This window comes from Mycobacterium sp. 852002-30065_SCH5024008 (assembly GCF_001665645.1).
GTDB classification, from domain to species: domain Bacteria; phylum Actinomycetota; class Actinomycetes; order Mycobacteriales; family Mycobacteriaceae; genus Mycobacterium; species Mycobacterium paraffinicum.
Genome location: NZ_LZSZ01000127.1, coordinates 66,611 through 93,047, shown reverse-complemented (window position 1 = coordinate 93,047; position 26,437 = coordinate 66,611). Strand labels below are relative to the sequence as shown.

General features: G+C 68.6%; 22 protein-coding genes and 2 pseudogenes. 11 read left to right on the top strand and 13 right to left on the bottom strand.

Going from position 1 to position 26,437, the window contains the following annotated elements; genetic code table 11:
• Positions 1–217: 217 nt before the first annotated feature.
• The 3 genes and pseudogenes from A5781_RS16540 (at position 218) to A5781_RS16530 (ending at position 2,849) form a co-directional block, all read left to right on the top strand.
• Entirely contained in the window at positions 218–1,399 is a 1,182-nt protein-coding gene (locus A5781_RS16540) for a glycosyltransferase (RefSeq protein ID WP_067208310.1), read from the top strand.
• A gap of 215 nt (positions 1,400–1,614) precedes the next feature.
• A pseudogene (locus A5781_RS16535) lies at positions 1,615–2,025 on the top strand (helix-turn-helix transcriptional regulator); the annotation flags it as partial.
• Between the two features lie 308 nt (positions 2,026–2,333).
• Complete coding sequence (locus A5781_RS16530; RefSeq protein WP_082939391.1) at positions 2,334–2,849, top strand: STAS domain-containing protein; 516 nt, start codon at positions 2,334–2,336, stop codon at positions 2,847–2,849.
• On the opposite strand, the gene A5781_RS16525 is transcribed toward A5781_RS16530, so the two are convergent.
• Entirely contained in the window at positions 2,846–4,207 is a 1,362-nt protein-coding gene (locus tag A5781_RS16525; protein ID WP_067208404.1) for an NAD(P)/FAD-dependent oxidoreductase, read from the bottom strand. The genes A5781_RS16530 and A5781_RS16525 overlap by 4 nt on opposite strands.
• Positions 4,208–4,339: 132 nt before the next feature.
• On the opposite strand from A5781_RS16525, the gene A5781_RS16520 reads away from it, so the two are divergent.
• Complete coding sequence (locus A5781_RS16520) at positions 4,340–5,296, top strand: alpha/beta fold hydrolase (RefSeq protein WP_067208306.1); 957 nt, start codon at positions 4,340–4,342, stop codon at positions 5,294–5,296.
• Here the strand turns inward: A5781_RS16520 and A5781_RS16515 are convergent.
• From A5781_RS16515 to A5781_RS16505, 3 genes are all read right to left on the bottom strand, one after another.
• A complete protein-coding gene (locus tag A5781_RS16515; RefSeq protein ID WP_067208402.1) occupies positions 5,291–6,637 on the bottom strand; it encodes a flavin monoamine oxidase family protein in 1,347 nt (448 codons plus the stop codon). The two genes, A5781_RS16520 and A5781_RS16515, sit on opposite strands and share 6 nt — an antisense overlap.
• 120 nt (positions 6,638–6,757) lie before the next feature.
• Positions 6,758–7,873 (bottom strand): hypothetical protein, encoded by a 1,116-nt coding sequence (locus A5781_RS16510; protein ID WP_067208303.1) that lies wholly within the window; start codon positions 7,871–7,873, stop codon positions 6,758–6,760.
• Positions 7,873–9,009 carry a phosphotransferase family protein gene (locus tag A5781_RS16505; protein ID WP_067208300.1) on the bottom strand — a complete coding sequence of 379 codons (1,137 nt, stop codon included), beginning with the start codon at positions 9,007–9,009 and terminating at the stop codon, positions 7,873–7,875. Before A5781_RS16505 ends, A5781_RS16510 begins: the two co-directional genes overlap by 1 nt.
• Before the next feature lie 75 nt (positions 9,010–9,084).
• Between A5781_RS16505 and A5781_RS16500 the strand changes: the two genes are divergently transcribed.
• Together A5781_RS16500 and A5781_RS16495 are read left to right on the top strand one after the other, a co-directional pair.
• Positions 9,085–9,687 carry a TetR/AcrR family transcriptional regulator gene (locus tag A5781_RS16500; RefSeq protein WP_067208297.1) on the top strand — a complete coding sequence of 201 codons (603 nt, stop codon included), beginning with the start codon at positions 9,085–9,087 and terminating at the stop codon, positions 9,685–9,687.
• The gene (locus A5781_RS16495; RefSeq protein WP_067208295.1) at positions 9,684–10,556 is read left to right on the top strand and encodes an SDR family NAD(P)-dependent oxidoreductase; all 873 of its coding nucleotides are present in this window, start codon (positions 9,684–9,686) and stop codon (positions 10,554–10,556) included. Before A5781_RS16500 ends, A5781_RS16495 begins: the two co-directional genes overlap by 4 nt.
• On the opposite strand, the gene A5781_RS25900 is transcribed toward A5781_RS16495, so the two are convergent.
• Positions 10,553–11,806, bottom strand: coding sequence for a methyltransferase domain-containing protein (locus tag A5781_RS25900; RefSeq protein WP_197503865.1), 1,254 nt, complete (start codon positions 11,804–11,806; stop codon positions 10,553–10,555). The genes A5781_RS16495 and A5781_RS25900 overlap by 4 nt on opposite strands.
• A 140-nt stretch (positions 11,807–11,946) precedes the next feature.
• Between A5781_RS25900 and A5781_RS16485 the strand changes: the two genes are divergently transcribed.
• From A5781_RS16485 to A5781_RS16465, 5 genes are all read left to right on the top strand, one after another.
• The gene (locus A5781_RS16485; protein WP_067208292.1) at positions 11,947–12,894 is read left to right on the top strand and encodes a DUF4129 domain-containing protein; all 948 of its coding nucleotides are present in this window, start codon (positions 11,947–11,949) and stop codon (positions 12,892–12,894) included.
• Entirely contained in the window at positions 12,891–13,373 is a 483-nt protein-coding gene (locus A5781_RS16480; protein WP_067208288.1) for a hypothetical protein, read from the top strand. Before A5781_RS16485 ends, A5781_RS16480 begins: the two co-directional genes overlap by 4 nt.
• Complete coding sequence (locus A5781_RS16475) at positions 13,370–14,338, top strand: MoxR family ATPase (protein WP_067208285.1); 969 nt, start codon at positions 13,370–13,372, stop codon at positions 14,336–14,338. The genes A5781_RS16480 and A5781_RS16475 overlap by 4 nt, the downstream gene beginning before the upstream one ends.
• 50 nt (positions 14,339–14,388) lie before the next feature.
• Positions 14,389–15,600 carry a DUF58 domain-containing protein gene (locus tag A5781_RS16470; protein WP_156624724.1) on the top strand — a complete coding sequence of 404 codons (1,212 nt, stop codon included), beginning with the start codon at positions 14,389–14,391 and terminating at the stop codon, positions 15,598–15,600.
• Between the two features lie 64 nt (positions 15,601–15,664).
• Positions 15,665–16,057 carry a hypothetical protein gene (locus tag A5781_RS16465; RefSeq protein WP_231990735.1) on the top strand — a complete coding sequence of 131 codons (393 nt, stop codon included), beginning with the start codon at positions 15,665–15,667 and terminating at the stop codon, positions 16,055–16,057.
• 2 nt (positions 16,058–16,059) lie between these two features.
• On the opposite strand, the gene nuoN is transcribed toward A5781_RS16465, so the two are convergent.
• From nuoN to A5781_RS16425, 8 genes and pseudogenes are all read right to left on the bottom strand, one after another.
• Entirely contained in the window at positions 16,060–17,649 is a 1,590-nt protein-coding gene (nuoN, locus tag A5781_RS16460; protein ID WP_067208277.1) for an NADH-quinone oxidoreductase subunit NuoN, read from the bottom strand.
• Positions 17,649–19,223, bottom strand: a complete 1,575-nt coding sequence (locus A5781_RS16455) for an NADH-quinone oxidoreductase subunit M (protein WP_197503864.1) — start codon at positions 19,221–19,223, stop codon at positions 17,649–17,651. The genes nuoN and A5781_RS16455 overlap by 1 nt, the downstream gene beginning before the upstream one ends.
• The gene (gene nuoL, locus A5781_RS16450) at positions 19,220–21,106 is read right to left on the bottom strand and encodes an NADH-quinone oxidoreductase subunit L (RefSeq protein WP_067208272.1); all 1,887 of its coding nucleotides are present in this window, start codon (positions 21,104–21,106) and stop codon (positions 19,220–19,222) included. The genes A5781_RS16455 and nuoL overlap by 4 nt, the downstream gene beginning before the upstream one ends.
• A gap of 10 nt (positions 21,107–21,116) precedes the next feature.
• Positions 21,117–21,416 carry an NADH-quinone oxidoreductase subunit NuoK gene (nuoK, locus tag A5781_RS16445; protein ID WP_007168303.1) on the bottom strand — a complete coding sequence of 100 codons (300 nt, stop codon included), beginning with the start codon at positions 21,414–21,416 and terminating at the stop codon, positions 21,117–21,119.
• Positions 21,413–22,189, bottom strand: coding sequence for an NADH-quinone oxidoreductase subunit J (locus A5781_RS16440; protein ID WP_067208393.1), 777 nt, complete (start codon positions 22,187–22,189; stop codon positions 21,413–21,415). The genes nuoK and A5781_RS16440 overlap by 4 nt, the downstream gene beginning before the upstream one ends.
• Positions 22,190–22,209: 20 nt before the next feature.
• Positions 22,210–22,776, bottom strand: a pseudogene (gene nuoI, locus A5781_RS16435) (NADH-quinone oxidoreductase subunit NuoI); the annotation flags it as partial.
• A complete protein-coding gene (nuoH, locus tag A5781_RS16430) occupies positions 22,748–24,010 on the bottom strand; it encodes an NADH-quinone oxidoreductase subunit NuoH (protein WP_067208396.1) in 1,263 nt (420 codons plus the stop codon). The gene nuoH and the pseudogene nuoI, both read right to left, overlap by 29 nt.
• Before the next feature lie 11 nt (positions 24,011–24,021).
• Entirely contained in the window at positions 24,022–26,436 is a 2,415-nt protein-coding gene (locus A5781_RS16425) for an NADH-quinone oxidoreductase subunit G (protein ID WP_067208263.1), read from the bottom strand.
• Between the last annotated feature and the right edge of the window lies 1 nt (position 26,437).

Below are 26,437 nucleotides of genomic sequence, written 5' to 3'. Positions count from 1 at the left end.
GCGTCATCGCGCGGCGGCTCCGGGCCTTCCGGCGCGGGGGCGGCTTCCTGCGCTACCGGCTTGCCGTTGTCCGGCTGCGGCTCGGGCACCGGCGCGCCGGGCGCCGTGGTTATCCCCAATGCGAAATGGGCGCGCGGCCGGCGAAGGTCGGGGGGCCCGTTTCGTCGATGCCGGGCCGGGTACGCCACCACGTCAAGGGCGACGAAGGGGTTCGGTAGTGAGGATCGCGATCGTCAGCGGCGACGACGTCGTCGGTGAGGACCCACAGGAACTGTGCGCCGCGCTCGCGTCCCGGGGGCACGACGTCACCGGGTTCGTCCGGCGCAAAGGCCGCCGAGCTGCGGGAAACCACACCGGTGGCCACCGCACCGTAGCGGTGACCGTCGGCCCCCGCGGGGCAACTTCGGCCTCGGAGGTGCTGCCGTACATCGGCGACTGGGCGGGGGCGCTCACCCGCCAGTGGGCGGCCGACGCGCCCGACGTGGTGCACGCGTACGGGTGGCTCGGCGGTCTGGCCGCCCAGCTGGCCGCGCGGCGGCTAAAGGTGCCGACCGTTCAGAGTTTTCTGGGACTGGCCGCCACGAGTGGGCGCAGCGGCGCCGTCGGATCGGCACCGAACAGCGAACGGCCTCGAATCGAACCGCTACTGGCGCGCAGCGCGACGTGGGTGACGGGGGAGAGCGCCGACGACGTCGATGCCCTGAGCCGGTTGCGCCGCAGCCGCGCCCGGGTGTCCGCTCTGACCAGCGGGGTCGACGTGGAGCGATACGACTCCCGCGGCCCGGCACTGGCCCGGAGCGACCTGCATCGCGTCCTCTGCCTCGCGCCAAACCCCATGCCGTGCAACGGCTTCGACATCGCTGTCCGGGCGCTGCCCAGGGTTCCGGCCACTGAGCTGGTGATTGCTGAGACCGAGGCCACCAACCCCGACCACGACGGGGCGCGGGCCAGGCTGCAACAGCAGGCCGCCAAGTTGGGGGTGGCCGAGCGAGTCCGGTTCGCGGGCACCGTCGCCGGCGACGAACTGCCCATGCTGCTGCGGTCCGCGGACGTGGTCGCGTGCACGCCGCGCCAGCCACCGCGCGCGACAACGGTGCTACAAGCGATGGCCAGTGGCGTGGTGGTGGTGGCCTTCGGCGTCGGGGTGCTCAAGGACGCCGTGGTCGACAATATCACCGGGCTGGTGCTCCCGTCGGAAATTCCCGGTAGCTTGTCAGCTACCTTGAGAAGCCTTCTGGCGCAGAGCTTCCAGTGCGAGAGCATGGGTGCGGCGGGCCGCAGCCGCGCGCTGTCCCGTTACGCCTGGGACAGGATTGCGCTTGACTCGCAGAACATCTACCAACAGGTGGGGGCCCCGCGTTCGGCACCGCAACGCTTGCAGTCATCGGGTGTCCGGTGATGCAATGATGACACCGTAGCCCTCTGGGGACGCCAACTATGACGACCATGATGAGCGCCACCGACAACACCGGCACCGGCGTGCTCGCCGACGCAGTCGGACGACCGCCCGAAGCGGGCCAAGCCGCAGTCGACGCTGAACTCGCGAGCGATGCGGGCGGGTCGGCGTCAGCGCTTCGGCACGACCAGTTCCGCACTATCGATGCGCAGACTCCGCTGTTGGCCGGCGCGCTGCTCGAGTGCTATCCGTCCAACATCACCGAGCAGGACCTGGCCAACGAGCCCGCGCTCCCCGAAACGCTGAAGGACGCCACGTCTTTCATTCATCGTCACGCCGCTGAGGACGTCAGCATCAACGACGTCGCGGCCGCCGTGCATTTGACCCCCAGGGCGGTGCAGTACCTGTTCCGCCGCCAACTTGCCAGCACCCCAACGGAATACATTCGCCGCGTGCGTCTCAACCGCGCCCATCAAGAGCTGTTGGCCGGGGCGCCATCCAACACCACTGTCACGGACATCGCCCAGCGCTGGGGGTTCGCGCATACCGGCCGGTTCGCGGTGCTGTATCGGCAGACGTACGGCCAGAGCCCGCACACCACGCTCCGGCATCTGACCCCTCGGCCGTGATGGCGATACGCCGCTAAACCCCAGGTCAGGCCCACCGCGTTGACCGCGCGTCGCCGGCGCGTCATGTCATTGTGACCAACACGCCGAAAGATGTTTTTCGCACCCAGAGTGAAAGCGAAACCGCCTGGTTGAGCTCCGATTCCGGGTCACCCGGTGGGCCCGCGGCGTCGCTTGTGCGTACGGCCGACCGCTCTAGCCGGTAGGCTGTAGCCAGGTTGAGTCCCCAGCTGCCGTTATAAACGGGCGCCATTCGGACACCGTCGTCGCTCGCCCTGCTCACTCCAATCCCCTTGAAGGGCGCACTCAACATGACTGCTTCAACCGATCTTCATACACCCGATCGACATACACCCGGGCTGCTCGGACAACCCCGCAGCCGTTACCAAATCGATTGCGCCGGAGCGCAAATCGATGTTCACGCCCGTAGTGTGGCCACCATCTTGCGCCTCGAAGGCGAGGTCGACGCATCCAACACCGCCCTCATTGCCGAGGCCATTCGCCGCTTTTCGCGGCTCAGGGCCCCGCTGGTCCTCGACCTCGCCGGCCTGGAATTCCTTGCCGCCTCGGGTCTGCGAACGCTGCTGGTGCTCAGCGAGGAGCATCGGCACGCCGGGCTGCGGTGCTGCATCGTCAGCGGCGTGGCGCTGCGCCGGCTCACACGGGTCCTGCCCGAACTCGGCCTGCCCATGGCCGACTCGGTCCCTGCGGCCCTCGCGCACATCGAAGGCGTCACATCGGCCCGCCGACGGTTGGTGTCGGGCCCGGCCCGGCAGCACGAACCGCAGGATGACGCGTCGACGCGGCTCCGCGGGCTTGCTTCCTAACGACCCAAGCGGCGCATCAACTGGTCGGCGGCGTGCCGGCCACTGGCCATGGCGCCGTGCACCGTGGCCGGATTGGTGACGCCGACCGCTTCGCCCGCCAGATAAAGCCGGTCGCTGATCGGTTCCTGCAGTCGGCGCCGGTCATCCAGACCGGAGCCGGGGGCGTGAAAAGAGTAGGCACCGCGCGCATGTGGGTCGGCACTCCAGTCCGATGTCTTGACCTCGAACGGGGAGGTGTCATCGCCGAACAGCCGGTGAGCGATCGGCAGCGCGGCGGTCATCAGATCCCGGGCCGAGGAGGCCTCCACGGCGCGGCCGCGGTCGCCGGCATTGAATGCCAATATGATTGGGCCCGCGGCCGCCGGGAGGCTGAACCACTGGGCCCACGGGCCGCGGTCGGCGGCGAGGTATTGATAGAAAGCGTTGTCCACCGTCCAGCCGCGCCGGTTGAACCGGAAGAAACTCTTCGACAGCACGCCGAAGCCCAGGGCATCGACCGCGCGGCGGTACGAGTCGGGGAGGGGCGGATTGAAAGCGATAGCACCGGCTTTCAGCACGCCGAGCGGGACGGTGACGATTGCGGCGGGTCCCTGGTAAGTCCGATCTTTTGTCCGGACGACGACGGAGTCGTCGCGTCGCGCGATCGCCGTCACCGGCGTGTTCAGCTCGACCCGCAACCCGTCGGCGAGCAGCTTCGGCAGAGCGTCGTAGCCGTTCGTGATGACAACCTGATCGCCGCCGCTGTAGTCGCCCTCGTCAAAGGTGATGGCGGACAGCTGATCCGCGTCGGCAGCGAACTCATCCTCGATCTCGGTGGTGAGATAGAAGGCCAACTGGGCGCGGTCCGAGGTGGACAGCGCTTCGCCGCCTGCCGCGGCGTTGACGGCGGCCGCCAGGCTGCCGGCGTCGACTTGGTAACGTGCCCGTTCCACGAACACGCGCCATAGTGTCGGGTCGTAGTCCAGCGGTGGAAGTTTGGGATCGATCACGAGCTTGGCCCAGCTGTAATAGTCGGTCGTGACCAACTGAGCCCCCGCTTGGCGCGCCAGCTGCACCAGCGGGTTGTCCGCCGTGCCGTGGATCCACGACGCGCCCATCTCGAGCGGTACGCCCCAGTCGCGGTCGGTGTGCACCCGGCCGCCGATGCGGTCGCGGGCTTCGATCACACGAACCGGCCAGCCCGCATCGGCGAGGCTGCGGGCGGCCGACAGGCCGGCCATCCCAGCGCCGATGACGAGCACCGACCGGGTATCCGGTCGGGGCGGGCGCGCGGACGGCGGATGGTTCGGAGCGCAGGCGGCCATCAGCCCACCGCCGACCACGCCCGTGGTAGCCGCGATGAATTCCCGACGGGACATCGGGTACACGGGTGTTAGCGTCTCACATCGAAAACGGTTTGCCGGATTTACCGAATCCGAACGGACCTTAGGGATAAACTTGCGCGAGTCCTTAACTGCGGCGACGAGGCCGCGTTGGAGGGGGAGGCGGCGATGAGTGCTCGACGATCGGGTCGCGCAGTCGATCCCTACCCCCACATGTTGCCCCCGAGCCAGACGGTGGCCGTCCACGCGACCGACGGCACCCGGTTGCACGCCGAGGTGTTCGGGCCGCCCGACGGCTATCCGATTGTCCTGACGCACGGCATCACATGCACCATCCGCGCCTGGGCCTACCAGATCGCGGACCTGGCCAACGACTACCGGGTGATCGCCTACGACCACCGCGGCCATGGGCGCAGCGGCATGCCCCGGCGTAACGGGTACAGCCTGAAACACCTTGCTTCCGACCTGAATTCGGTGCTGGATGCGACGCTCGCGCCGCACGAGCGCGCCGTGCTGGCCGGCCATTCCATGGGCGGCATCACCATCGCCGCATGGTCGGCGCGCTACCGCCACATGGTTCGCCGGCGCGCCGACGCCGTCGCGCTGATCAACACCACGACAGGGGATCTGGTCCGCAAGGTGCAGCTGCTGTCGGTGCCGCGCGGGCTGTCGCCGGCCCGAGTGGCCGCCGGCCGCGCGCTGATCAACGCGTTCGGCGGGTTCCCGATCCCCACCGCGGCCCGCATCCCGAGCCGCTATCTGGTCGGGATGCTGGCGGTGGGCAAGGAAGCCGACCCCAACGTCGCCAGGATCGTCCACCAGTTCTTCGAACAGACATCGCCCGCGGGGCGCGCCGGTTGCGCCAGGATGCTGGTCGCCGCGTTGGGGTCGCGATACCTGGAACTGGACGGTTTGACGGTGCCGACGCTGGTCATCGGCAGCGAACGCGACCGGCTGACCCCGATCAGCCAGGCCCGCAGGATCGCGGGCACGGCGCCCAACGTCATCGGCCTGGTCGAGCTGCCCGGCGGCCACTGCTCGATGCTGGAGCACCCACGCGAGGTGAACCGCCACCTGCGGGCACTCGCCGAGTCGGTGACCCAGGACGTGCGGATCAGTTCATAGCAAGGCGGTGATCTCGGCGGCCGCCCGCTGGCCGGACCTGACGGCGCCGTCGAGAAACCCGGTCCATTCGTCCGCGGTCTCGGTCCCGGCCCAGTGAATGGGGCCGACCGGCTCGCGCAGCCACGGCCCGAACCGTGTCCACGAGCCCGGCGGGACCGCGGCGGTGGGACCGCCGGGCGCGAATTGTTCTGCGCCCCAACGATGATCGACATAGTCGAGCGGCTTCAGGGCGTCGTCACCGAACAGCGTCGCAAAGCAGCGCAACGTGTCATGGCGACGCTGCTCGGGCGAGAGCGAGTCGAAGGTGCGCGCGTCGACGAAGCCCATCAGGACGCCCGGCCCGTCGGCGTGCGGACTGACGTCGAAGGTGATGAAAACCGGCCCGGTGTCGGACAGCGCCTGGCCGGAGAAGCCGTTGGTCCGCCAAAACGGTGTGGAATAAGCCGCGTAGGCCTTGCTGAGCTGGCCCTGCGGCCAGTGCTGGGCGAGTTGTTGGTACTCGGCGGGCAGCGGGGGAGCGAATTCGATGGCTGCGCGGTGGGCGGGCGGGACCGCGACGACGACAAATCCGGCTTCCGCCTGGCCGACGTCGGTGGTGACCGTCACCCCGGCGCCGTGCCGGTCGATGCGGCGGACCGGCGCGTTGAGCACGACCCGGGTGCCCAGCTCGGCGGCCGCGGCCTCGGCGATCTGCTGGGTGCCGCCAGGAAAACGGTCCTGTTGGGCACCGTTTTCGACGTCGAGCAGCCGGTCCAGGCCGCCGGCGGCGTGCGTGTACCGGGCCGCGTGCAGCATCGACACGTCGTCGGGTTCGCATCCCCAGGTCACCCGGGACACGATCGCCAGCAGGTCGTGCGACGACGCGGTGGCGTGTACCGAGCGCAGCCAGCCGCCGAGCGACACGCCGTCGAGCTCGTGCGCCCGGCGCGCGTCCCACGGGGCCGACAGCGGGATGCTGCGGGCGATCCGGTCGAATTGCCAACGCAACCGGCCGATGTCGAGCAGCCCGGACAGCGAAAGCTTGGGGATGGTGCCGCGATAGGAATGCGTCCAGCCGCGCCAGTGGATCACATTCTTGCCGTCGTGGTGGGTCGGGATGGTGGGGACGTCGAGTTCGGCCGCCAGCGCCAGGACCGCGTCCTGGGTCGGGCCGACGAACGTGCCCCCCAGGTCGGCGGGTAAGCCCGCCACGCTGCCGGTGAACGACCGGCCGCCGACGCGGTCGCGGCCCTCGAAGACGACCACGTCATGTCCCTGGCGGGCCAGCTCGCGCGCCGCGGCGAGTCCAGCAAAGCCTGCGCCGACCACGACAACGTCGACAATCCACGGCGGATTTGGCACGCGCACCAGTCAACCCCAATTTCCGCGATTTCGTCGGGCAATTGCCCGACACCCGCGAACGTCGATTTGTTGCGCGAGATGGCCCGAGAATCCCGGAACTCCTCGACGTTCGCGGGCTGACTAGGGGGCGACGGTGAGCCAGTCGGAGAACCCGGAGGGGTCGTGGCGGCCCAGCGCGCCGTGTTCGTAAAGGCCCCAGCCCTCCACCGGCTCGCGATCGCCGTCGCGGCACACCGCCCGGCCGACGTGGTCGATCACGCCGAAACCCGACCGCGCGACGATCGCCGGGTCTGTCATGTCATAGGTCAGGCGCTCGACGAACTTCTCGCCCTTCCACATGCCGTGCAGCCAGTCCGAGTCGCCGCCGTAGCCGCCGCCGACGTGAATGGGCACCGGCAGCTTGGACTCGACGTCGAAGTGGACTCCGGTGCCGTCGGGGGCGGTGGCGTCGATGGTCGCTCCGGTGGGGATGCGGGTGCCGGAGCGGTAGTGGATCTTCACCCGCGGCCAGCCCAGCTGCTCGACGCGGCCGTCGCGCCAGATGCGGGTGCAGTCGTTGAGCGAACGGAAGCCATTGGGCTCCTCCTGAATGATCAGCACGATGGCGAAGTCGTCGAACGCCATCGGCACGTACAGCCACCACATGCCCTCGAACGGCGGGTCGGCGGGCCGGCCCGCCGGCTCCGGCTCGCCGATCGGCCGGATGCCCCACGACCGGTCGCGGCTGCCGAGCCAGGTCGCGGGGTCGACAGGAATCTCCTCGCCGTCGACGGCGATGCGGCCGCTCCAGCTGCCGAGCTGGGCGAACCGCTGCGCGTCCAGCGTCACCCGGTTGCCGGACCGCAGGACGTGCGGCTGCTCCTGCACGACGTCGAACAGTCCCTCCCAGGTGAGATCGGCTGCGATGCCGTCGGTTTCGTCGAGGACCAGGCGTAGCTTGTGCAACGGCTCGATGACCTCGATCCGGTAGCCGTTGACGTTCTGGTTGAGCCGGTCCTGGTCGATGGCGTCACACAGATGCACCGCGGTCTGGGTGTCCCCGCGCCGGACGAGGAAGAACGCGTCCTTGACGCCGAGGTTGGGGTAGTAGCCGATGCCGCTGATGACGAAGATGTTTCCGGTGCGGTCATGGGCGTTGAAGTAGGAGCGATCGTAGAAATTGCGGTCCGACGGACCCGGCCAGGCGATCGGCCGCGGAATCTGATGTACCGGGAACTCGTCGAGCGGGCCAAGCATTATTGCTCCTCTCCGATAAGACGTTTCATCAATCCGGCGTGGTAGAACAGCGACTCGACGTCGTCGGGTTTCTCGGTTTCGCCGAAATGCACCCGGCGCGCGCCGGTGCGCATGAACACGCAGGCCCACATGACGCCCGAATACACGTAAAACCAGCGCAGGTCGCCCACTTCCACGCCGGTCAGTCGCTGATAGGTGGCGCGGACGTCATCCTCGCGCATCACCTCCGGCAGGCCAGGCAGGCCCGCCAGGCCGGTCAGTTCTTGGAACACCATGTGCGCGTAGATCATCCACGCCACGTCGAGCTCCCGGGGCCCGAGCGTGACCATCTCCCAGTCCAGCACCGCGACCGGCTGGAAGTCGCGGTACAGCACGTTGCCCACCCGGGCGTCGCCCCAGAGCAGCACGGGCTCGCGCGCGGCCGATTCGGCCGGCCAGTTGTCCTCCAGCCAGGTGAAGGTTCGTTCCAGCAGCGGCGAGCGGCCGATGTCGGGGACCGAGAAGTCGTACCAGGACCGCACCCAGTTGAAGTGTCGGTGCAGCGCGGTGTCGCCGTCTTGGCCGTCGGAGAGAAAGCCGAAGGTGTTCTCCGCGTGGGGGATTGAATGCAACTTGGCCAGCACCCCAACCGTTGCGTCCTGCAGCTCGCGCTGACGTTCGGCGGGGGCGTCGGCGAACCAGTTGTTGCCGAAGGTGTAGGGCATGACGTCGGGCGGGACCACGCCCTCGACGTAATCCATCACGAAGAAGGGGGTGCCCAGCACCTCGCCGGTGGGCTCGAGCCAGCGCACCCGCGGGACGGGTACGTCGGTGAGTTCGCCGACCTTTCGGATGACTTCGAATTGGTGGTCAAGCCGGTAGGTTGGGAAGACCTGCACGTCTTCGGCGGCGGGCGCAACCCTGGTCACGAGTTTCTGCTCGACGGGCTTCCCGCCCTCTTGCCAGCGAGTAGAGAGGATGATGGTTTCCGACGACATGCCCGTGGAGTCGACGCCGCTCTCGACCGTCACCTCCGGGATCGCTCCGGCGGGCAGGACGGTCGACAGCCATTTCGACATCACGGCGGGCAGCGTCGTGACGTCTCGGCTGGAGCGCTGCAGCCGGTCGACCTTGTCCAGCACGGGTTCGTTGGCCACGGGTGCCTCCCATTCTTTGGGACTTGATTCTCTTTGAGACTTCGGCGCGGCAATTACGATACGGTAGGTAGCGATATGAAAGCAGACCCGTCCACCCTTGACAAGGCCCCCGGTGCCGGCCGCCCGCGGGACCCGCGTATCGACTCGGCCATCCTATCGGCCACCGCGGAACTGCTTGTCCAAATGGGCTATTCAAATCTGAGTCTGGCGGCGGTCGCCGAGCGCGCGGGAACGACGAAGTCGGCCCTGTACCGCCGGTGGTCGAGCAAGGCCGAATTGGTGCACGAGGCGGCCTTCCCGGTGGCGCCCACCGCGCTGGAGGCGCCGGCCGGGAACATCGCCGCCGACATCCGCATGATGATCGAGGCCACGCGCGACGTCTTCACCACCCCGGTCGTTCGCGCCGCCCTGCCGGGCCTGGTGGCCGACATGACCGCCGATCCTGCCTTGAACGCCCGGGTGATGTCGCGGTTCGCGGACCTGTTCGCGACGGTGCGGGTGCGGCTGAGTGACGCCGTCGACCGGGGCGAAGCGCATCCCGACGTGGACCCGGACCGGTTGATCGAGTTGATTGGGGGAGCCACGATGCTGCGCATGCTGCTGCGCCCGGAGGACGAACTCGACGATGCATGGGTGGAGCAGACCACCGCCATCGTCGTGCACGGGGTGAAGCGATGACCGGGCGCCTGGCGGGGCGGGCCGCCATCGTCACCGGCGGCAGCCGCGGACTGGGCCGGGCGATCGCGCTGGCCCTCGCGGCGGAGGGCGCCGCCGTCGCGGTGGCGGGCCGCACCGAGCAGGTATGGGACGAGCGGTTGCCCGGCACCATCGGTGAGACGGTCGCCGACATCGAGGCGGCCGGCGGACGGGCGGTGGCGATCCGGGCCGACCTGACCGACCGTGAGGACATCGCCCGGCTGGTGGCTGAGGCGCGAGAAGCCCTGGGACCCATCACGATCCTGGTGAACAACGCGGCCTTCACCGCGCCCGGAAGGCCCCCGGCGCCCGGCTCCGAACCGCGCGCCAAGTCCGCGCAGCCGGCGGGTGGCGCCGCCAAACCCGGCTGGCCGGGATTCGTCAGCATTCCGCTCGCCGCGTATCGCCGGCATTTCGAGATCGCGGTCTTCGCCGCGTACGAGCTGATGCAGCTGGTGAGCCCGGACATGATCGAAGCGGGCGGTGGGTCGATCATCAACGTCACCTCGGTCGCATCGAGGATCCCCGGCGACGGGCCGTACCCGGACCGCAGCGGCGGCGTGCTGCCCGGCTATGGCGGATCCAAGGCGGCGCTGGAGCATCTGACCCAGTGCGCGGCATACGATCTCGCCGATCACGACATCGCGGTCAATGCGCTGTCACCGTCGAAGCCGATCCTCACCCCAGGGCTGGCCTACTATGCCCGCGAGTTCGACGAGACCGCCGCGGCCGACGAATTCGCCCGAGCGGCAGTCGAATTGACCCTGGTCGATCCCGCGAAGGTCACCGGGCGCACGATCGGCCATCTGCAGGTGCTCGATGGCAGCTTCCGGCCCTTCGAGCCGGACTAGGCCCGCGTCTTCGCTGTGACCGCGTTGATGATCACGGCATGCAGGCGCTGCCATTTGGGGGACTGGAAGCCCGCCTGCAGCAGTAGCTTCTCGGCGCGGTGGCGGGTGCGGGCCTTGCCGCGACGGCCGACGGCCAGGGTCGGCACCAGCCACAGCGAAAACTGGTCGACGAGCACCAGGCTTCCGCCGGGCCGCAGCACCCGGGCGCACTCCAACAGGCCCGCCAGTTGGTTGGACCAGTGATCGAATGACGTGGTGCTGACGACCAGGTCGAAGGCGCGGTCGGCATAGTTGAGCTCCTCAGCCACTCCGCGGGTGAAACTCAGTCGCGGGTCGCGCGCGAGGGCCGTTGCGGCGGCGACCATTTGAGGGGCGGGATCGATCCCGGCGAGGTGCTTGGCGTTCGGGTAGCGGCGAGCCAGCCGTTGCAGCAGGTAACCCGTGCCGCACCCCACGTCGAGCACATACTCGGGAGCGGTGACCGTCGCCACGGCCAGCTGCGCGGTGCGGTCGGCGATCTCGTGATGCAGCCGCCCGCGCCAGCCGCGGTCGTAGCCGGCGGCACGATCGTCGAACGCTGCGACATCGCGGTATGGCGGCACGAATCGTAGTGTCCCACCGGGCGGGGCCGCTTGGCGAGACGCGCGCGGTTGCTTCAGCCCTCGTCCGTAGCGGGCGGATCCGGGTCGCCGCGCAGGAGTTCGTCGGGGTGGTGCGCGGGGTTGATCTCGGACCCCGGCGTCGAGTTTGGTCGCATCCCGCACCAGCGCGCGCTCGGCGTCCGCGACATCCAAGGGCGATACGCGGGAGGGCAGGAGATCCACCGCCGCGCATACCGCCCGGATGTGGTCCTCGCCGACCGCACCGTCGGCCACCGCGGCCGCCAGTGCCGGGAGCTCCGGTGCCACGGGCGGACCGGTCAGCGACCGCCGCGGCCGGATCCGGGCCGCGAGCCGGAAGCGGCGGGTGATCTCCTTGGGCATGATGCGCAGCCGCGCCCACAGCTTGTCGCGCACCCGCGGCACGAACCCGCTTCCATCGGGCGGGTCGGCGATCTCCGCGAAGAACCGGTACATCAGCCCCCGGTTGGTGCGTTCCTGGGTTTCCAGCCGTTCGGCGACCCCGACCCGGCAGTCGTTGCCGACCACATCCGACGACGTTTCCCGTAACACATCGTGGGCAACGTCGATCGCGTCGAGAGCGGCGCCGATCCGCTCTCGTGCCTGTTCGGCGCTCAACCGTAGACCCACGAGCCAACATTATCGAACAGGCGTTCGACAATACGCACGCGAGTGCGGTTTTGTGGATGGATCTCCGACTGTGGATAACCCGCGGCCTGACGTGCCAGGATGAGGCAAGGCCAGTGCCGCAACAAACGAGTGGTGTGCCAATGCCTGGTATTGACAAGCCCACGGGGCGGGTCGTCGCCCTGATCGTGCTGCTGCTCGTCGTCTCCGCCGCGCTGCGGGGCTACCTCCCTGCCGCCCACCACGAAGAGCGCGGCGAGGCCGCCGGCAGCCGGGTGGCACTGATATTCGTGGTGGTCGCCCTCGGCGTGACCCTCGCGCTGGTGGCGATCGCGGTTATCGCGCGGTTGCGCGACCCGCGCGCGGCGGCGCCGCAAGCGGGCCAGCTGTCCGAGATGCTCGGCACCGGCAGGGGCCGGCCGAGCTGGCGCGTGGTGCTGATCGCGTTGGCGGTCATCGTGGCCTGGCTGCTGATCGTGATGGTGGCGTCCCGCCTGTTGGCGCCGCACGGTGTCGGTCAGGCGCAGCCCCCACAGACGAACGGCGCTCCGTCGGCGGAGCATGGCAACGCCCCCGCGACGCAGCGGCCGCATTCCCAGAACGGCGACATGTTCGGCATCCTGCTCGCCGCCACCGTCCCGATGATGCTGATCATCGTCACGGGGACCGTGGTCATGTCCCGCAGGCGGTGGCGCGCGGCGACGCCGGGCGCCGTCATCGATGGTCACGCCGAATCTCCGGCGCCGCCGACACGTTCGGAATCTCTGGTGCGAGCCGCCGAACGGGGGCTGGCCGAGATGACCGATCTCAGCCGGGAGCCGCGCGAGGCGATCATCGCCTGTTATGCCGCGATGGAACGCGAACTCGCCCACGTGCCCGGCGCAGCCCCGCAGGACTTCGACACCCCGACCGAGGTATTGGCCCGGGCGGTCGAACACCATGCGCTGCATGCCGATAACGCCGTTCAATTGGTGAACCTGTTCGCCGAGGCGCGATTCAGCCCGCATGTGATGAACGAGGGGCACCGCGACCTGGCGGTGCGCGTTCTCCAGCTGGTCCTCGACGAGCTGGGCTCCCGGAGTCCCGTATGAAAAAGACGCTAGCCCTGGGCATCTGCCTCATCGTTGGGATCGAGCTGCTGGCGTTGATGCAGCACGACCGCCAATTGGTGCTGGCGGCCGCGGGTGGTGCCCTGGCCCTGGTGCTGCTCACCGTCCGTCGCATCCTGGGACGCGGAATGCGACCCGAGCCCGAAGCGGACCCCGACGACCTCGGGGATTCGTTGCGCCGCTGGCTTTCCAACACCGAGACGACGATCCGGTGGTCGGAGTCGACCCGGGTGGACTGGGACCGGCACCTGCGCCCGATGCTCGCGCGCAGATACGAGATGACGACCGGCCAGCGACGATCCAAAGACCCCGTGGCGTATCAGGCGGGCGGTCAAATGCTGTTCGGGGCCGAACTCTGGGAATGGGTTAATCCGAACAACGTCACGCGGACCGGCGACCGGCGACCCGGTCCCGGCCGTGCGACGCTGGAAGAGATTCTGCGAAAGTTGGAACAGGTATGACGCTGCCGGCGGCAATAACCACAGCGCACTGCGAGGCGGTGCTCGACGAGATCGAGCGGGTGGTGGTGGGCAAGCGTTCCGCGCTCACCCTCATCCTCATCGCGGTGCTCGCCCGCGGCCACGTTCTGATCGAGGACCTGCCGGGCCTGGGTAAGACGCTGATCGCCAGGTCGTTCGCCGCCGCGCTAGGCCTGCAATTCACGCGCGTGCAGTTCACCCCGGACCTGCTGCCCGCGGACCTGCTCGGCTCGACGATCTACGACATGCAGTCGGGTCGTTTCGCGTTCCGGGCGGGACCGATCTTCACCAACCTGTTGCTCGCCGACGAGATCAACCGGACGCCGCCCAAGACCCAGGCGGCGCTGCTCGAGGCGATGGCCGAAGGCCAGGTCAGCATTGACGGTGAAACACATCCGCTGCCAAAGCCTTTCGTCGTTCTCGCGACAGACAATCCGATCGAGTACGAGGGCACCTATCCGCTGCCGGAAGCGCAGCTCGACCGGTTCGCGATCCGCCTGGAACTGCGCTACCTGTCCGAGCGCGACGAGGCCGCGATGTTGCGCCGGCGCCTCGAACGCGGGTCGGTGGAACCGACCGTCAATCAGGTGGTGGATGCGCACGACCTGCTCGCGATGCGCGAATCGGTCGAGCAGGTGACCGTCCACGAGGACGTGTTGCACTACGTGGTGTCGCTGGCGAACGCCACGCGCCACCATCCGCAGGTGGCGGTGGGCGCCAGCCCGCGCGCCGAGCTCGACCTGGTTCAACTCGCCCGTGCCCGCGCGCTCTTGCTCGGCCGGGACTATGTGATCCCCGAGGACGTCAAGGCGCTCGCCGTCCCGGCGGTCGCGCACCGGATCACCCTGCGCCCGGAGATGTGGGTGCGCAAGATTCAGGGCGCCGACGTGGTCGGGGAGTTGTTGCGCCGCTTACCGGTGCCCCGCACGGGCCACGGGGACACGTGACCCGGTCCCCGGTTGAGTTCCGCTGGCGCGCGTCGCACTTGACGCGGGCGATGGCCAGCTGCGCGGGGTTGGCGCTCGCGGTCGCGGTAATCGGCGCCCGGTGGCAGCTGATCGCGTTCGCGGCGCCGCTACTGGGGGTGCTCTGCTCGATCAGCTGGCAACGACCCGTGCCGACAATCCGCGTGCACGGCGATCCCGATGCGCAGCGGTGCTTCGAAAACGACCGCGCGCAGCTGCGCATCTGGGCGACGGAAGAGGGTGCGGCAACGGGGTTTTCGGCGGTCGAGGTCACAGTTCCGCCCGTGGAGGGGATGCAGCTCGAAGATCTCGACTTGGGCTCGGGCCGGACCAAACGGGTTGCGGCAACGGCGCAACGCTGGGGCCGGTACTTCATCCGGGCCCGGGTCGACGCGGTCGCGCGCGGCGGGCTGCTGTACGGGACGGCGACCGTCGACGCCGCCGAAGTCATCGTCTTTCCCCTGACGCCCCCGCAGTCGACGCCCATCCCGCAGACCGAGCTGCTCGACCGCCTGGGTGCCCACCTCACCAGGCACGTCGGCCCCGGCGTCGAATACGCCGACATTCGCGCTTACGTGCCCGGAGACCAACTGCGCGCGGTGAATTGGCCGGTGAGCGCGCGCCGCGGCCAACTACACGTCACTCAGCGCCTCACCGACCGCGCCGCCGACGTGGTGGTGCTGATCGACACCTATCGCCAGCCGGCGGGCCCGGCGACCCGCGCCACCGAGCGCGTGGTTCGCGGCGCCGCGCAGGTCGTACAGACCGCGCTGCGGCACGGAGACCGCGCCGGCATCGTCGCCCTGGGCGGCAACCGCCCGCGCTGGCTGGGCGCAGACATCGGGCAGCGCCAGTTCTATCGGGTCCTCGACACGGTACTCGGCGCCGGCGATCGATTCGAGAAGACAACGGGCACGTTGGCGCCGCGCGCGGCCGTTCCCGCCGGCGCGATCGTCATCGCGTTCTCCACGCTGCTCGATACCGAATTCGCGCTCGCGTTGATCGATCTCCGCAAGCGGGGCCACGTCGTCATCGCCGTCGACATCCTCGACAGCTCCCCGTTCGAGGGCGAGCAGGATCCCCTGGTGGACCGGATGTGGACGCTGCAGCGCTCCGCCATGTATCGCGACATGGCCACCGTCGGCGTCGACATCGTGTCGTGGCAAGGAGATAGCGGGCTGGAGCAGTCCATGGGTGTGCTGCCGGACCGCCGCCGCAGGCTACGGGGACGGCTCGGTGGCTAGCGACGAGAAGGTGGCACGGCCACGGCTGTGGGCCCCGGTGTTCTCAATCGCGTTCGGCCTGCTGATGGTCGGCTTGGCCGCCGACGGCACGCACGGACGCGCCGTGGCCGCTTGGGCAACGGCCCTGGGCGCGGTGGTGGCGGGGACGGCATTTCGTCCGGCCGCAACGCTTGCGGTGCTGCTGTCGGTGGTCACCATCGTGCTGTCCGACCCGCCGCTCGTGTTCGTCGCGCTGTCGGGGCTGAGCGCCGCCGCCTACCTGGTGTGCCGCCACGCGGTCGGCGGGTCGGCCGGTGTGATGCTCGGCAGCTGGCCGACAGCCGTTGGCGCCGTTGGGTTCACGTTCGCCGGGTTGGTCGCGACGTCGTTCCCGCTGCAGCTGCCGTGGTTGCCGCTGGCCGCACCGCTGGCCGCCCTGGCCGTTTACGTGCTGGCCGTGCGCCCGTTCCTCGGCTGATCTCAGTGCAGCAGCTGGGCGGCCTGGTCGGCGAGGTCGAGCACCGGCTGCGGGAAGATGCCAAGCACCACGGTAATCGCGGCGCACACGGCGATCGCGGCCTTGCTCAAAATTCCCGGCGCCACCACGTGGGGGGTGTCGTCGGTTGCCTCAGTGAAGAACATCGAAACGATTACCCGCACGTAGAAGTAGGCGGCGATCCCACTGGCCACCACACCGATGATCACCAGCGGTGCCGCGCCGCCCTGCGCCGCGGCCTTGAACACGGCGAGCTTGCTGACGAACCCGCTCGTCAGCGGGATGCCTGCGAAGGCCAGCAGGAACATCGAAAACATCACGCCCACAATCGGTGAGCGCTGCCCGAGTCCCGCCCAGTGCGACAGGGTGGCGTCCTCGACGCCGTCGGCATCGCGGATCAGGCCCACGATGGCGAATGCGCCGACGGTGCTGAAGCTGTAGGCGAGCAGGTAGAACAGCGTGGACGAGAGGCCCGCCTGGTTGTCGGCGATGACGCCGGTGAGGATGAACCCGACGTGGGCGACCGAGGAGTAGGCGAGCATCCGCTTGACGTCGGTCTGGTTCACCGCGGTGATGGTGCCCACCGCCATGGTGAGGATCGAGATGGTCCACAGCACTGGGCGCCATTGATCGTGCAGAGGCGGCAGCGCGACGTAGACCACCCGCAGCAGCGCGCCGAAGGCCGCGACCTTGGTGGCCGCCGCCATGAATCCGGTGATGGGCGTGGGCGCACCCTGGTAGACGTCCGGAATCCACGAATGGAACGGAACCGCACCCACTTTGAACAGCAGGCCGACGGACAGCAGCGCGACGCCCACCAACGCCATCGAGGTGTCCCCGTGTGCCGCCAGCGCATCCCGGATGCCGGTCAACAGCAGCGTGCCGGTCGCGCCGTACAGCAGCGCCACGCCGTACAGGAAGAACGCCGACGAGAAGGCGCCCAACAGGAAGTACTTCATCGCCGCCTCCTGCGAAAGCAGGCGCCGATGACGGGCCAGGCCGCACATCAGGTACAGCGGCAGCGAAAGAACTTCCAGCGCAACGAACATCGTCAACAGGTCGTTGGATGCGGGGAAGACCATCATGCCGCCGACCGACAGCATCGCCAGTGGGAACAGCTCCGTCTGCGCGGCCCCGGCCCGCTCCGCGTCGCGCTCGGCGTCGCTGCCCGGGACCGCGGACGCCTGCGGGGTGAAGGAATCCAGGCCGACCGGCCCGGCGGCGCCCACTCCCGCGGCGACCTTGCTGTCCGCCTTGGCTTGCGTGCGTTCGGCCATGAAGATGACCGCCAGCACCGCGACCAGCAGCACCGTGCCCTGCAGATACAGGGTCGGCCGGTCGACGGCCATCGCGCCCAGTACCGTCGCGCGGCCGGAGGCCGGGACGGAGCGGCTCACCGCGATCACCGCGACGAAGGCTGCGACCAAACCGGTCAGGGCCAGCGTCACCTGGGCGCCATAGCGAATCCGCCTGGGCACGAACGCTTCCGCGAGGACGCCGACCACGGCGACGCCGAACACGATGAGCGTCGGGCAGAGCAGGAAGTACTCGATGCTGGGGGTGGGGAGGGTCATTATCGCGGTCCTTCGGCTGTCCGGGGTGCGCGGTTGACCGCCGGCACGCTCGGCGCGGGATCATGCTGACCGATGGTGGTCATGGTGTTCTCGACGGCGGGGTTGATGATGTCCAGCACCGGCTTCGGGTAAACCCCGAGAACGAACAACAGTGCGATCAACGGTGCGACGACGAGCAATTCGCGCGCCCGCAGGTCGCCGATCTTCTCGTTGCCGGAGGCCACCGGTCCGGTCATCATGCGCTGGTAGAGCCACAGCATGTAGATGGCGGACAACACCAACGCGGTGACACCGAAGGCGGCGGCCAGCCAGTACCGGTTGAAAGTGCCCAGCAGGACCAGGAATTCGCTGATGAATGGCGCCAGACCGGGTAGCGACAGGGTGGCCATCGCCGAGACGAGGAACGTCCCCGCCAGGATGGGCGCCACCTTCTGCACCCCGCCGTAGTCGGCGATCTTTCGGCTGCCGTGCCGGGATATCAGGAAGCCCGCGATCAGGAACACCGCCGCGGTGGACAGGCCGTGGTTGAGCATGTACAGGGTCGAGCCGCTCTGCCCCTGGCTCGTCATCACGAAGATGCCCAGGATGATGAACCCGAAGTGCGAGATGGAGGTGTAGGCGATCAGGCGCATGATGTCGGTCTGCCCGATGGCCACGACCGCGCCGTAGATGACACCGATGACGGCCAGCACGACGATCAGGGGCCGGAAATAGGTTGAGGCGCCGGGGAACAGCTGCAGGCAGTAGCGCAGCATGCCGAAGGTGCCGACCTTGTCCATCACCGCCATCATCAGCACCGCGGTGGCGGGGGTGGCCTCCACCGCGGCGTCGGGCAGCCAGCGGTGGAACGGCCACAGCGGCGCTTTGATGGCGAAGGCGAACATGAAGCCCAGGAACAGCGCCTTGAACACCGCGGAGTCGGCCCCGTAGCGGCCGGAGGCGACGCCGGCGACGATCTCGCGGAAGTCGAAGGTGCCCGAACCGTGCTGCGCGGTGACCACGTACAGCCCGATCACGGCGGCCAGCATGATCAGCCCACCGAACAGGTTGTACAGCAAGAACTTCACCGCCGCGCGTGACCTGCCGGCCCCGCCGCCGAAGCCACCGATCAGGAAGTACATCGGGATGAGCATGGCCTCGAAGAAGACGTAGAAGAGCAACACGTCCAGCGCGACCACCGAGATCAGCACCATCGACTCGATGGCCAGCGTCAGGGCGACATAGGCGTGCACGCCGCGAGGGCTGCGTTCTCCTCCGTCGTTCCAGCCGGCCACCTGCAGCACCGGGATCAGCACCGCGGTGAGCAGCACCAGCACCACGGCGATGCCGTCCACTCCGAGCGAGTAGGTGGCGCCGAACGCCGGTATCCAGGAATGGCTTTCGACGAACTGGTAAGTGGTGCCACCGGACTTGAAGCCGAGGGTGATGACGATCGCGACCGCCAGCGTGAGGACGCCGAAGACCAGGCCGGTCCACTTGGCGAGCCGGCGCAGTCCCGGCGGCAGCACGATGACGAGCACCGAACCGGCCAGCGGCACCAGCCACAGGATACTCAGCCAGGGCAGATTTTTCACCACAGTTTCACCGCCAGGATCAGCGCGACCACCAGGACGGCGCCCGTCAGCATCGACAATGCGTAGTTGCGGGCGAAGCCGGTTTGCAGCCCCCGCAGGCGATTCGAAGTTCGGCTTACCAGCGCGGCGAGCGCATTGACGGAACCGTCCACCCCCGCGTTGTCGACGTCGACGAGCGCTTGGGTCAGTTCCGCCCCGGGGCGCATGAACACCTCCTCGTTGAAGGCGTCGCCGTAGAAGTCCCTGCGTGCGGCCGTCGTGAGCGGTGACACCGCAAGCGGTGCCACCCTGGGAATTTCGGCGTTCGCGTACAACCGGTAGGCCACCGCGATCCCGACGATGACCACGCCCAGCGCCAGGGCGGTGCTCACCCAGGCGGGGAAGGCGTGCGTCACCTCTTCGTGCTTACCGACGACCGGCTCGAGCCAGCGTTGCAGGGTGCCCCGCCACGCCAGCAGCCCACCGGAGAACACCGAGCCGACGGCGAGCAGAATCATCGGCCACGTCATCAGGCCGGGCGCCTCGTGCGGATGGGTGTTTGGCGCCCAGCGCTTTTTGCCGAAGAACGTCATCAGCATGACGCGAGTCATGTAGAACGCGGTGACGCCCGCGCCCAGCAGCGCCGCCCCGCCCAGCACATAACCGCGGACGTCGCCGGCGCCCAGCGCCGCCTCGATGATGGCGTCCTTGGAGAAGAAGCCCGCGAACGGCGGCACGCCGATGATCGCCAGATACCCGAGGCCGAAGGTGGCGAAGGTGATCGGCAGCGCCGCGCGCAGGCCACCGTAGCGGCGCATGTCCTGTTCCTCGTGCATCGCGTGGATCACCGCGCCGGAGCCGAGGAACAAGCCCGCCTTGAAGAAGCCGTGGGTGAGCAGATGCATGATCGCGAACGCGTAACCGGCCGGGCCCAATCCGGCGGCCAGCACCATGTAGCCGATCTGGCTCATCGTGGATGCCGCCAGCGCGCGCTTGATGTCATCCTTGGCGCAGCCGATGAACGCCCCGAGCAACAACGTGACGGCGCCGACGACGACGACGGCGGTCTGAGCATCGGGCGCCAGGTTGTAGAGCGGGTTGGACCGCACGATGAGGTAGACGCCGGCGGTCACCATGGTGGCGGCGTGGATCAGCGCGGACACCGGGGTCGGGCCCTCCATGGCGTCACCCAACCAGGCCTGCAGCGGGACCTGCGCCGACTTGGCGCAGGCACCCAACAGCAGCAGCAACCCCATCGCCGTCAGCGCGCCGCGGCCGGCGGCCGGTGCGCCGCCGAACACCCCGGCGTAGGACAGCGTGCCGAAGGTGCTGAACATCAAGAACATTCCCAGGGCCAGCCCGGCGTCTCCGACGCGGTTCATCACGAACGCCTTCTTGGCGGCGGTCGCGGCCGTGGGCTTGTGGTACCAGAACCCGATGAGCAGGTAGGACGCCAGGCCCACGCCTTCCCAGCCGACGTAGAGGACCACGTAGTTGTCGGCGACCACCAGCAGCAGCATCGAGGCGAGGAACAGGTTGAGGTAGCCGAAAAACCTTCGGCGGTCCGGGTCTTCGGCCATGTAGGCGACCGAATAGATGTGGATCAGCGACCCGACGCCCGAGATGAGCAGCACGAAACACACCGAGAGCTGGTCGATCTGCAGGCCGAGGTCCACCTGCAGTTGGCCGACCGGGATCCAGGTGAACACCGTCTGGTGGATCACGCGGTCGTCCGCTCCGCGGCCCAGCAGCTCGTTCAGCAGGTTCAGGCCGACGCCGAACGCCGCGAGGGCGGTGGCGCAGCCCAGCCAGTGGCCCCAGGCGTCGGTGCGTCGCCCGCCGAACAACAGGATCGCGGCACCCGCCAGCGGCAGTGCCACCAGCAGCCAGGTGTAGTGAGTCATGTTGGCGTCGTCAGCCTTTGAGTAGGTTCGCGTCGTCGACCGACGCCGATTTGCGGGCACGGAAAATCGTCATGATGATCGCCAGGCCGACGACGACCTCGCACGCGGCCACCACCATCGTGAAGAACGCGATCATCTGCCCGTCCAGGTGGCCGTGCATCCGCGCGAACGTGACGAACGCCAGGTTGACCGCGTTCAGCATCAGCTCGACGCACATGAACATCACGATGGCGTTGCGTCGCAACAGCACACCCGAGGCCCCGATGGTGAACAGCAGGGCCGAAAGGTAGAGGTAATTGGCCGGATTCATGACGTGCCGCCTTTGATCGCCTGACGCGAGGGAGTTTCCTTGCCGTCGGCGCCGCGGCTACGCAGGATGGGTGACACCGACAGCTCCGAGTACGAACCGTCCGGCAGCAGCGCGGCCACGTCGACGGCGTTGTGCCGCGCGTAGACGCCGGGGCTGGGCATCGGGGTGGGGTGCCCGCCGGGCTGGAATCTCTCCTGCGCGAGCTCCCGCTGCGTCTTGCGGCGCTCGAAACGCTCGCGGTGTGCCAGCACCATCGCCCCGACGGCCGCGGTGATCAGCAGCGCGCTGGTGAGTTCGAAGGCCCAGACATATCGGGAGAAGATCAGCGCGGCAAGCCCTTCCACGTTGCCGTTCGCGTTGGCGGTGGTCAGCCCCGCGAAGCCGCCGGTCGCGGAGGCGCCGATCGCGGCGATCAGCAAAACACCGAACCCCACCCCGGCCAGCACGGCCGCGATGCGCTGGCCGTGCAGCGTCTCCTTCAGGGATTCCGCGGAGTCCACGCCGATCAGCATCAGCACGAACAAGAACAGCATCATCACCGCGCCGGTGTAGACCACGACCTGGACGACGCCCAGAAACAGCGCGTCCTGGATCATGTAGAACACCGCGAGGATGATCATCGTCATTGCCAGGAACATCGCCGAGTACACGGCGTTCACCGCCAGCACCACCCCGATCGCGCCGATCAGCGCCAGCGCTCCGAGCACCCAGAACGCCACGGCCTCACCGGTGGAGGTGCGGACGATCGTGTCGGAAGCCAGATTGGAAGCCAGGAGCTGGCCCGTTACCCCAGTCACCGGGATTCCCCGGCGCTCTCGGTTTCGCGCAGGCCGTTCGCGGTGACGTTGCCCTGGTAGTAATCCTTGTCGGTGGCGCCGGGCGCCCGGGGGTGTGGCGGCGCGAGCATGTCTTGCAGCAGCGGAGCCAGGAGCCGGTCCTTTTCGTAGATCAGGTCGGCGCGGTTGTCGTCGGCCATCTCGTAGTCGTTGGTCATCGTCAGCGCCCGGGTCGGGCACGCCTCGATGCACAGGCCGCAGCCGATGCAACGCAGGTAGTTGATTTGATAGACCCGGCCGTAGCGTTCGCCGGGCGAATACCGGAGTTCCTCGGTGTTGTCCGCGCCCTCGACGTAGATCGCGTCGGCCGGGCACGCCCAGGCGCACAGTTCGCACCCGATGCATTTCTCCAGGCCGTCGGGGTAACGGTTGAGCTGGTGACGGCCGTGATATCGCGGCGCGACCGGGCCCGGCTTCTCCGGATACTCCTCGGTGACGTGCCTTTTGAACATCGAGCCGAACGTCACGCCGAATCCGGCCACGGCGTCTAAGAACTTAGCCACGTGCTTTCTCCTTGCTCGCGGCCGCCAGGGACTTCATCGGCAGCGGCGGTGTCGGGAATACCTGTGTGGGGGTCTGTCCGGCCGGGAGTTGCTTGGCCTCGCGGCGGAGCTGTCGCTCCAGCGCGCGAATACCGGGCGTGGCGAACGGTTTTCGCAACAACAGCACCAGCGCCGTCGCGAACACGATGCTGCAGGCGACCAGCACCGGGGTCCAGTGCGCGTACCCCTGGTTCTGCAGGGTGCGGATCACCGCCGCGATCAACACCCAGACCAGCGAGGCCGGGATCAGCAGCTTCCAGCCCAGCCCCATGAACTGGTCGTAGCGCAGCCGGGGCAGGGAGGCCCGCAGCCAGAAGTAGACGAACAGGAATGTCCACATCTTGGCGGTGAACCAGAGCAGCGGCCACCACCCGGTGTTGGCGCCGGCCCACATGTTGATGGGCCATGGTGCGTGCCAGCCGCCGAAGAACAGGACGGTGGCCAGCGACGAAACCGTCATCATGTTGACGTATTCGGCCAGCATGAACATCGCGAACTTCAGCGACGAGTACTCGGTGTGGAATCCGGCGACCAGCTCACCCTCGGCCTCGGGCAAATCGAATGGCGCCCGGTTGGTTTCGCCGACCATGGAGATCAGGTAGATGACGAACGACGGCAGCAGCAGGAACACGTACCAGACCCGGTCCTGCGCCGCGACGATCTGTGATGTCGACATGGAGCCGGCGTAAAGAAACACCGCCGCGAACGACAGCCCCATCGCCACCTCGTAGGAGATGACCTGCGCGGTGGAGCGCACCCCGCCCAGCAGCGGGTAGGTGGACCCGGACGCCCAGCCGCCCAGCACGATGCCGTACACGCCGATCGCCGAAAGCCCCAGGATGAACAGCACCGCCACCGGGACGTCGGTCAGCTGCAGTGGTGTGCGGTGCCCGAACACCGACACCACCGGCCCGAACGGGATGAACGCGAAGGCGGTGAACGCGGGGATGGTGGAGATGACCGGGGCCGCGAAGTAGACGAACTTGTCGACGCCCCCCGGCGTGATGGTTTCCTTGAGCGCCAACTTGATTCCGTCGGCCAGGCTCTGCAGGACACCCCACGGTCCCGCGCGGTTCGGCCCGGGCCGCAGCTGCATCCAGCCGAGAATCTTGCGCTCGAGCAGGATCGCGACCAGCACGTTGAGCATGAGGAAAACGAAGATGGCCAGCGCCTTGCCCAGCACCAGCCACCAGGTGTCGTGCCCGAAGGCGGTCAAGGAGGTCGTCGTCATGAGCCCACTCCGATTTTGACTGTGCTGCCCAGGGTTACGCCCAGCTGCCGGTGGACGGCACAACCCGGGGAGTTCAGCGGAAGCCACACCACCCGGTCGGGCATGTCGGTGATGATCAGCGGCAGGCTGATCGACCCGCGCGGCGTGCTGACGGTGACCGCGTCACCGTCGGCGGCGCCGATCTCGGCGGCCGTGTCGGCCGACAGCCGCACCGCGGGCTTGCGCGCGGTCCCGGCCAGATGCGGTTCGCCGTCTTGCATTCGGCCGTTGTCCAGCAACATCCGCCAGCCGGTCAGCACCGCCTCGCCGGACCCGGCCTGGGCCGGTTCCGGGGCCGCGACGGCCGGGCCGGCGGCCCAATTGCCGTCCCAGGTGCCCAGCGCGGCGAGTTCGGCGCGGGCCGCCGCGGCGGTCGACAGCCCCAGGTAGACGCCCATCTCGTCGGCGAGCGCGTCGAGCACTTGGTGGTCGGACTGGCTGGCTTGCTCGCTGCTCCAGCGCAGCGCCGGTTCGAACGGGCGGTAGCGGCCCTCCCAGTTGACAAAGGCCCCGGCCTTCTGCGTCGTCGGCGCGACGGGAAACACCACGTCGGCGCGGTCGGTGACGGCGCTGCGCCGCAGCTCCAGGCTGACCACGAATCCGGCGGAGTCCAGCGCGGCCAGCACCGCGTCGGGGTCGGCGAAGTCGTCGGGTTCGACACCGCCGACAAGCAGTGCGCCCAGCGTCCCGTCGGCCACGGCGGCCAGGATGCCATCGACGTCACGCCCTGCGGCGGAAGGCAATTCGGAGACGTGCCACGCCGCCGCGATCTGCGCGCGGGCGGTCTCGTCGTCGAGGGGGCGGCCGCCCGGCAGCAGGGCGGGCAGCGCGCCGGCCTCCAGCGCGCCCCGCTCGCCGGCTCGGCGCGGCACCCACGCCAGCCGGGCCCCGGTGGACTCGGCGAGCCGGGCGGCGGCGGACAATCCGCCGGGCACCGTGGCAAGGCGTTCGCCGACCATGATGACCGCGCCGGCGGCGGACAGCAGGTCGCCCACCTCGCCGGTGGCCAGCCCGTCCAGCGCCGCCGCTTCGGCCCCCGGGGCGGTTTTGATGAGCCGCCCAGACATCTTCTCCAGCGCCCGGGTGGCGAACGGCGCCACCGCATACACCGGCAGCCGGTGCTTGCGGGCGGCCTTGCGCAGCCGCAGGAACACGATGGGCGACTCGTCTTCGGGTTCGAATCCGACCAGCACCACCACCGGCGCCGATTCCAGATCGGAGTAGCTGACGTCGCGCCGGCCGGCGATGCGCGACGCCAGGAAGTCGGCCTCCTCGGCCGAGTTCGGGCGGGCGCGGAAGTCAATATCGTTGCTGTCCAACACGATTCGGGCGAATTTGGAGTACGCGTAGGCGTCTTCCAAGGTGGCCCGACCACCAACCAGCACACCCGTGCGCCCGCGGGCCGCGTCGAGGCCCCGAATCGCCATCGCCATCGCGTGCGACCACGACGCGGGCACCAGCGTGCCGTCCGCGTCGCGAATCAGGGGAGTGCCGATCACATCCGGCTGGGTCGCGTAGCTGAACGCCCACCGCCCCTTGTCGCAGTTCCACTCCTCGTTGACTTCCGGGTCGTCGCCGGCCAGCCGGCGCAATACCTTGCCGCGGCGGTGGTCGGTGCGCTGGGCGCACCCGGACGCGCAGTGTTCGCAGACGCTGGGGCTGGACACCAGGTCGAAGGGGCGGGCCCGGAAACGGTAGGCGGTGCCGGTCAGCGCGCCCACCGGGCAGATCTGCACCGTGTTGCCCGAGAAGTACGAGTCGAACGGCTCATTGGCGTAGATGCCGACCTGCTGCAGGGCGCCGCGCTCCTGCATGTCGATGAAAATGTCCCCGGCGATCTGCTCGGAGAACCGTGTGCAGCGGGCGCACAGGATGCAGCGCTCACGATCCAGCAGCACCTGGGCGGAGATGTTGATGGGCTTGGCGAAGGTCCGCTTGACGTCGGTGAAGCGGGAATCGGCGCGGCCGTTGGACATCGCCTGGTTCTGCAGCGGGCACTCGCCACCCTTGTCGCACATCGGGCAGTCCAGCGGGTGATTGATGAGCAGCAGCTCCATCACACCGTGCTGGGCTTTGTCCGCGGCCTCCGACGTGAGCTGCGTGCGCACGACCATGTCATCGGTGGCGACAGTCGTGCACGACGCCATCGGTTTGCGCTGCCCCTCGACCTCAACCAGGCACTGCCGGCACGCGCCGACCGGCTCGAGCAGCGGGTGGTCGCAGAACCGCGGTATCTGGATGCCCATCAACTCGGCCGCGCGGATCACCAATGTGCCCTTGGGCACGCTGATTTCGTTGCCGTCGATGGTCAGCGTCACCATGTCCGGCGGGCGCACCTCGTCACCGGTGTCCGTCTTCGCCGCCTGAGTCATA

Bases quoted from the DNA above. Each gene is read 5' to 3' on its own strand.
- A5781_RS16495 (WP_067208295.1), top strand. From the start codon at position 9,684: ATGACCGGGCGCCTGGCGGGGCGGGCCGCCATCGTCACCGGCGGCAGC.
- A5781_RS16510 (WP_067208303.1), bottom strand. From the start codon at position 7,873: ATGCTTGGCCCGCTCGACGAGTTCCCGGTACATCAGATTCCGCGGCCG.
- A5781_RS16465 (WP_231990735.1), top strand. From the start codon at position 15,665: ATGGTCGGCTTGGCCGCCGACGGCACGCACGGACGCGCCGTGGCCGCT.
- A5781_RS16480 (WP_067208288.1), top strand. From the start codon at position 12,891: ATGAAAAAGACGCTAGCCCTGGGCATCTGCCTCATCGTTGGGATCGAG.
- A5781_RS16530 (WP_082939391.1), top strand. From the start codon at position 2,334: ATGACTGCTTCAACCGATCTTCATACACCCGATCGACATACACCCGGG.
- A5781_RS16470 (WP_156624724.1), top strand. From the start codon at position 14,389: ATGGCCAGCTGCGCGGGGTTGGCGCTCGCGGTCGCGGTAATCGGCGCC.
- nuoN (WP_067208277.1), bottom strand. From the start codon at position 17,649: ATGACCCTCCCCACCCCCAGCATCGAGTACTTCCTGCTCTGCCCGACG.
- A5781_RS16525 (WP_067208404.1), bottom strand. From the start codon at position 4,207: ATGTCCCGTCGGGAATTCATCGCGGCTACCACGGGCGTGGTCGGCGGT.
- A5781_RS16425 (WP_067208263.1), bottom strand. From the start codon at position 26,436: ATGACTCAGGCGGCGAAGACGGACACCGGTGACGAGGTGCGCCCGCCG.
- A5781_RS16485 (WP_067208292.1), top strand. From the start codon at position 11,947: ATGCCTGGTATTGACAAGCCCACGGGGCGGGTCGTCGCCCTGATCGTG.
- A5781_RS16500 (WP_067208297.1), top strand. From the start codon at position 9,085: ATGAAAGCAGACCCGTCCACCCTTGACAAGGCCCCCGGTGCCGGCCGC.
- nuoK (WP_007168303.1), bottom strand. From the start codon at position 21,416: ATGAATCCGGCCAATTACCTCTACCTTTCGGCCCTGCTGTTCACCATC.
- A5781_RS16520 (WP_067208306.1), top strand. From the start codon at position 4,340: ATGAGTGCTCGACGATCGGGTCGCGCAGTCGATCCCTACCCCCACATG.
- nuoL (WP_067208272.1), bottom strand. From the start codon at position 21,106: ATGACTCACTACACCTGGCTGCTGGTGGCACTGCCGCTGGCGGGTGCC.
- A5781_RS16475 (WP_067208285.1), top strand. From the start codon at position 13,370: ATGACGCTGCCGGCGGCAATAACCACAGCGCACTGCGAGGCGGTGCTC.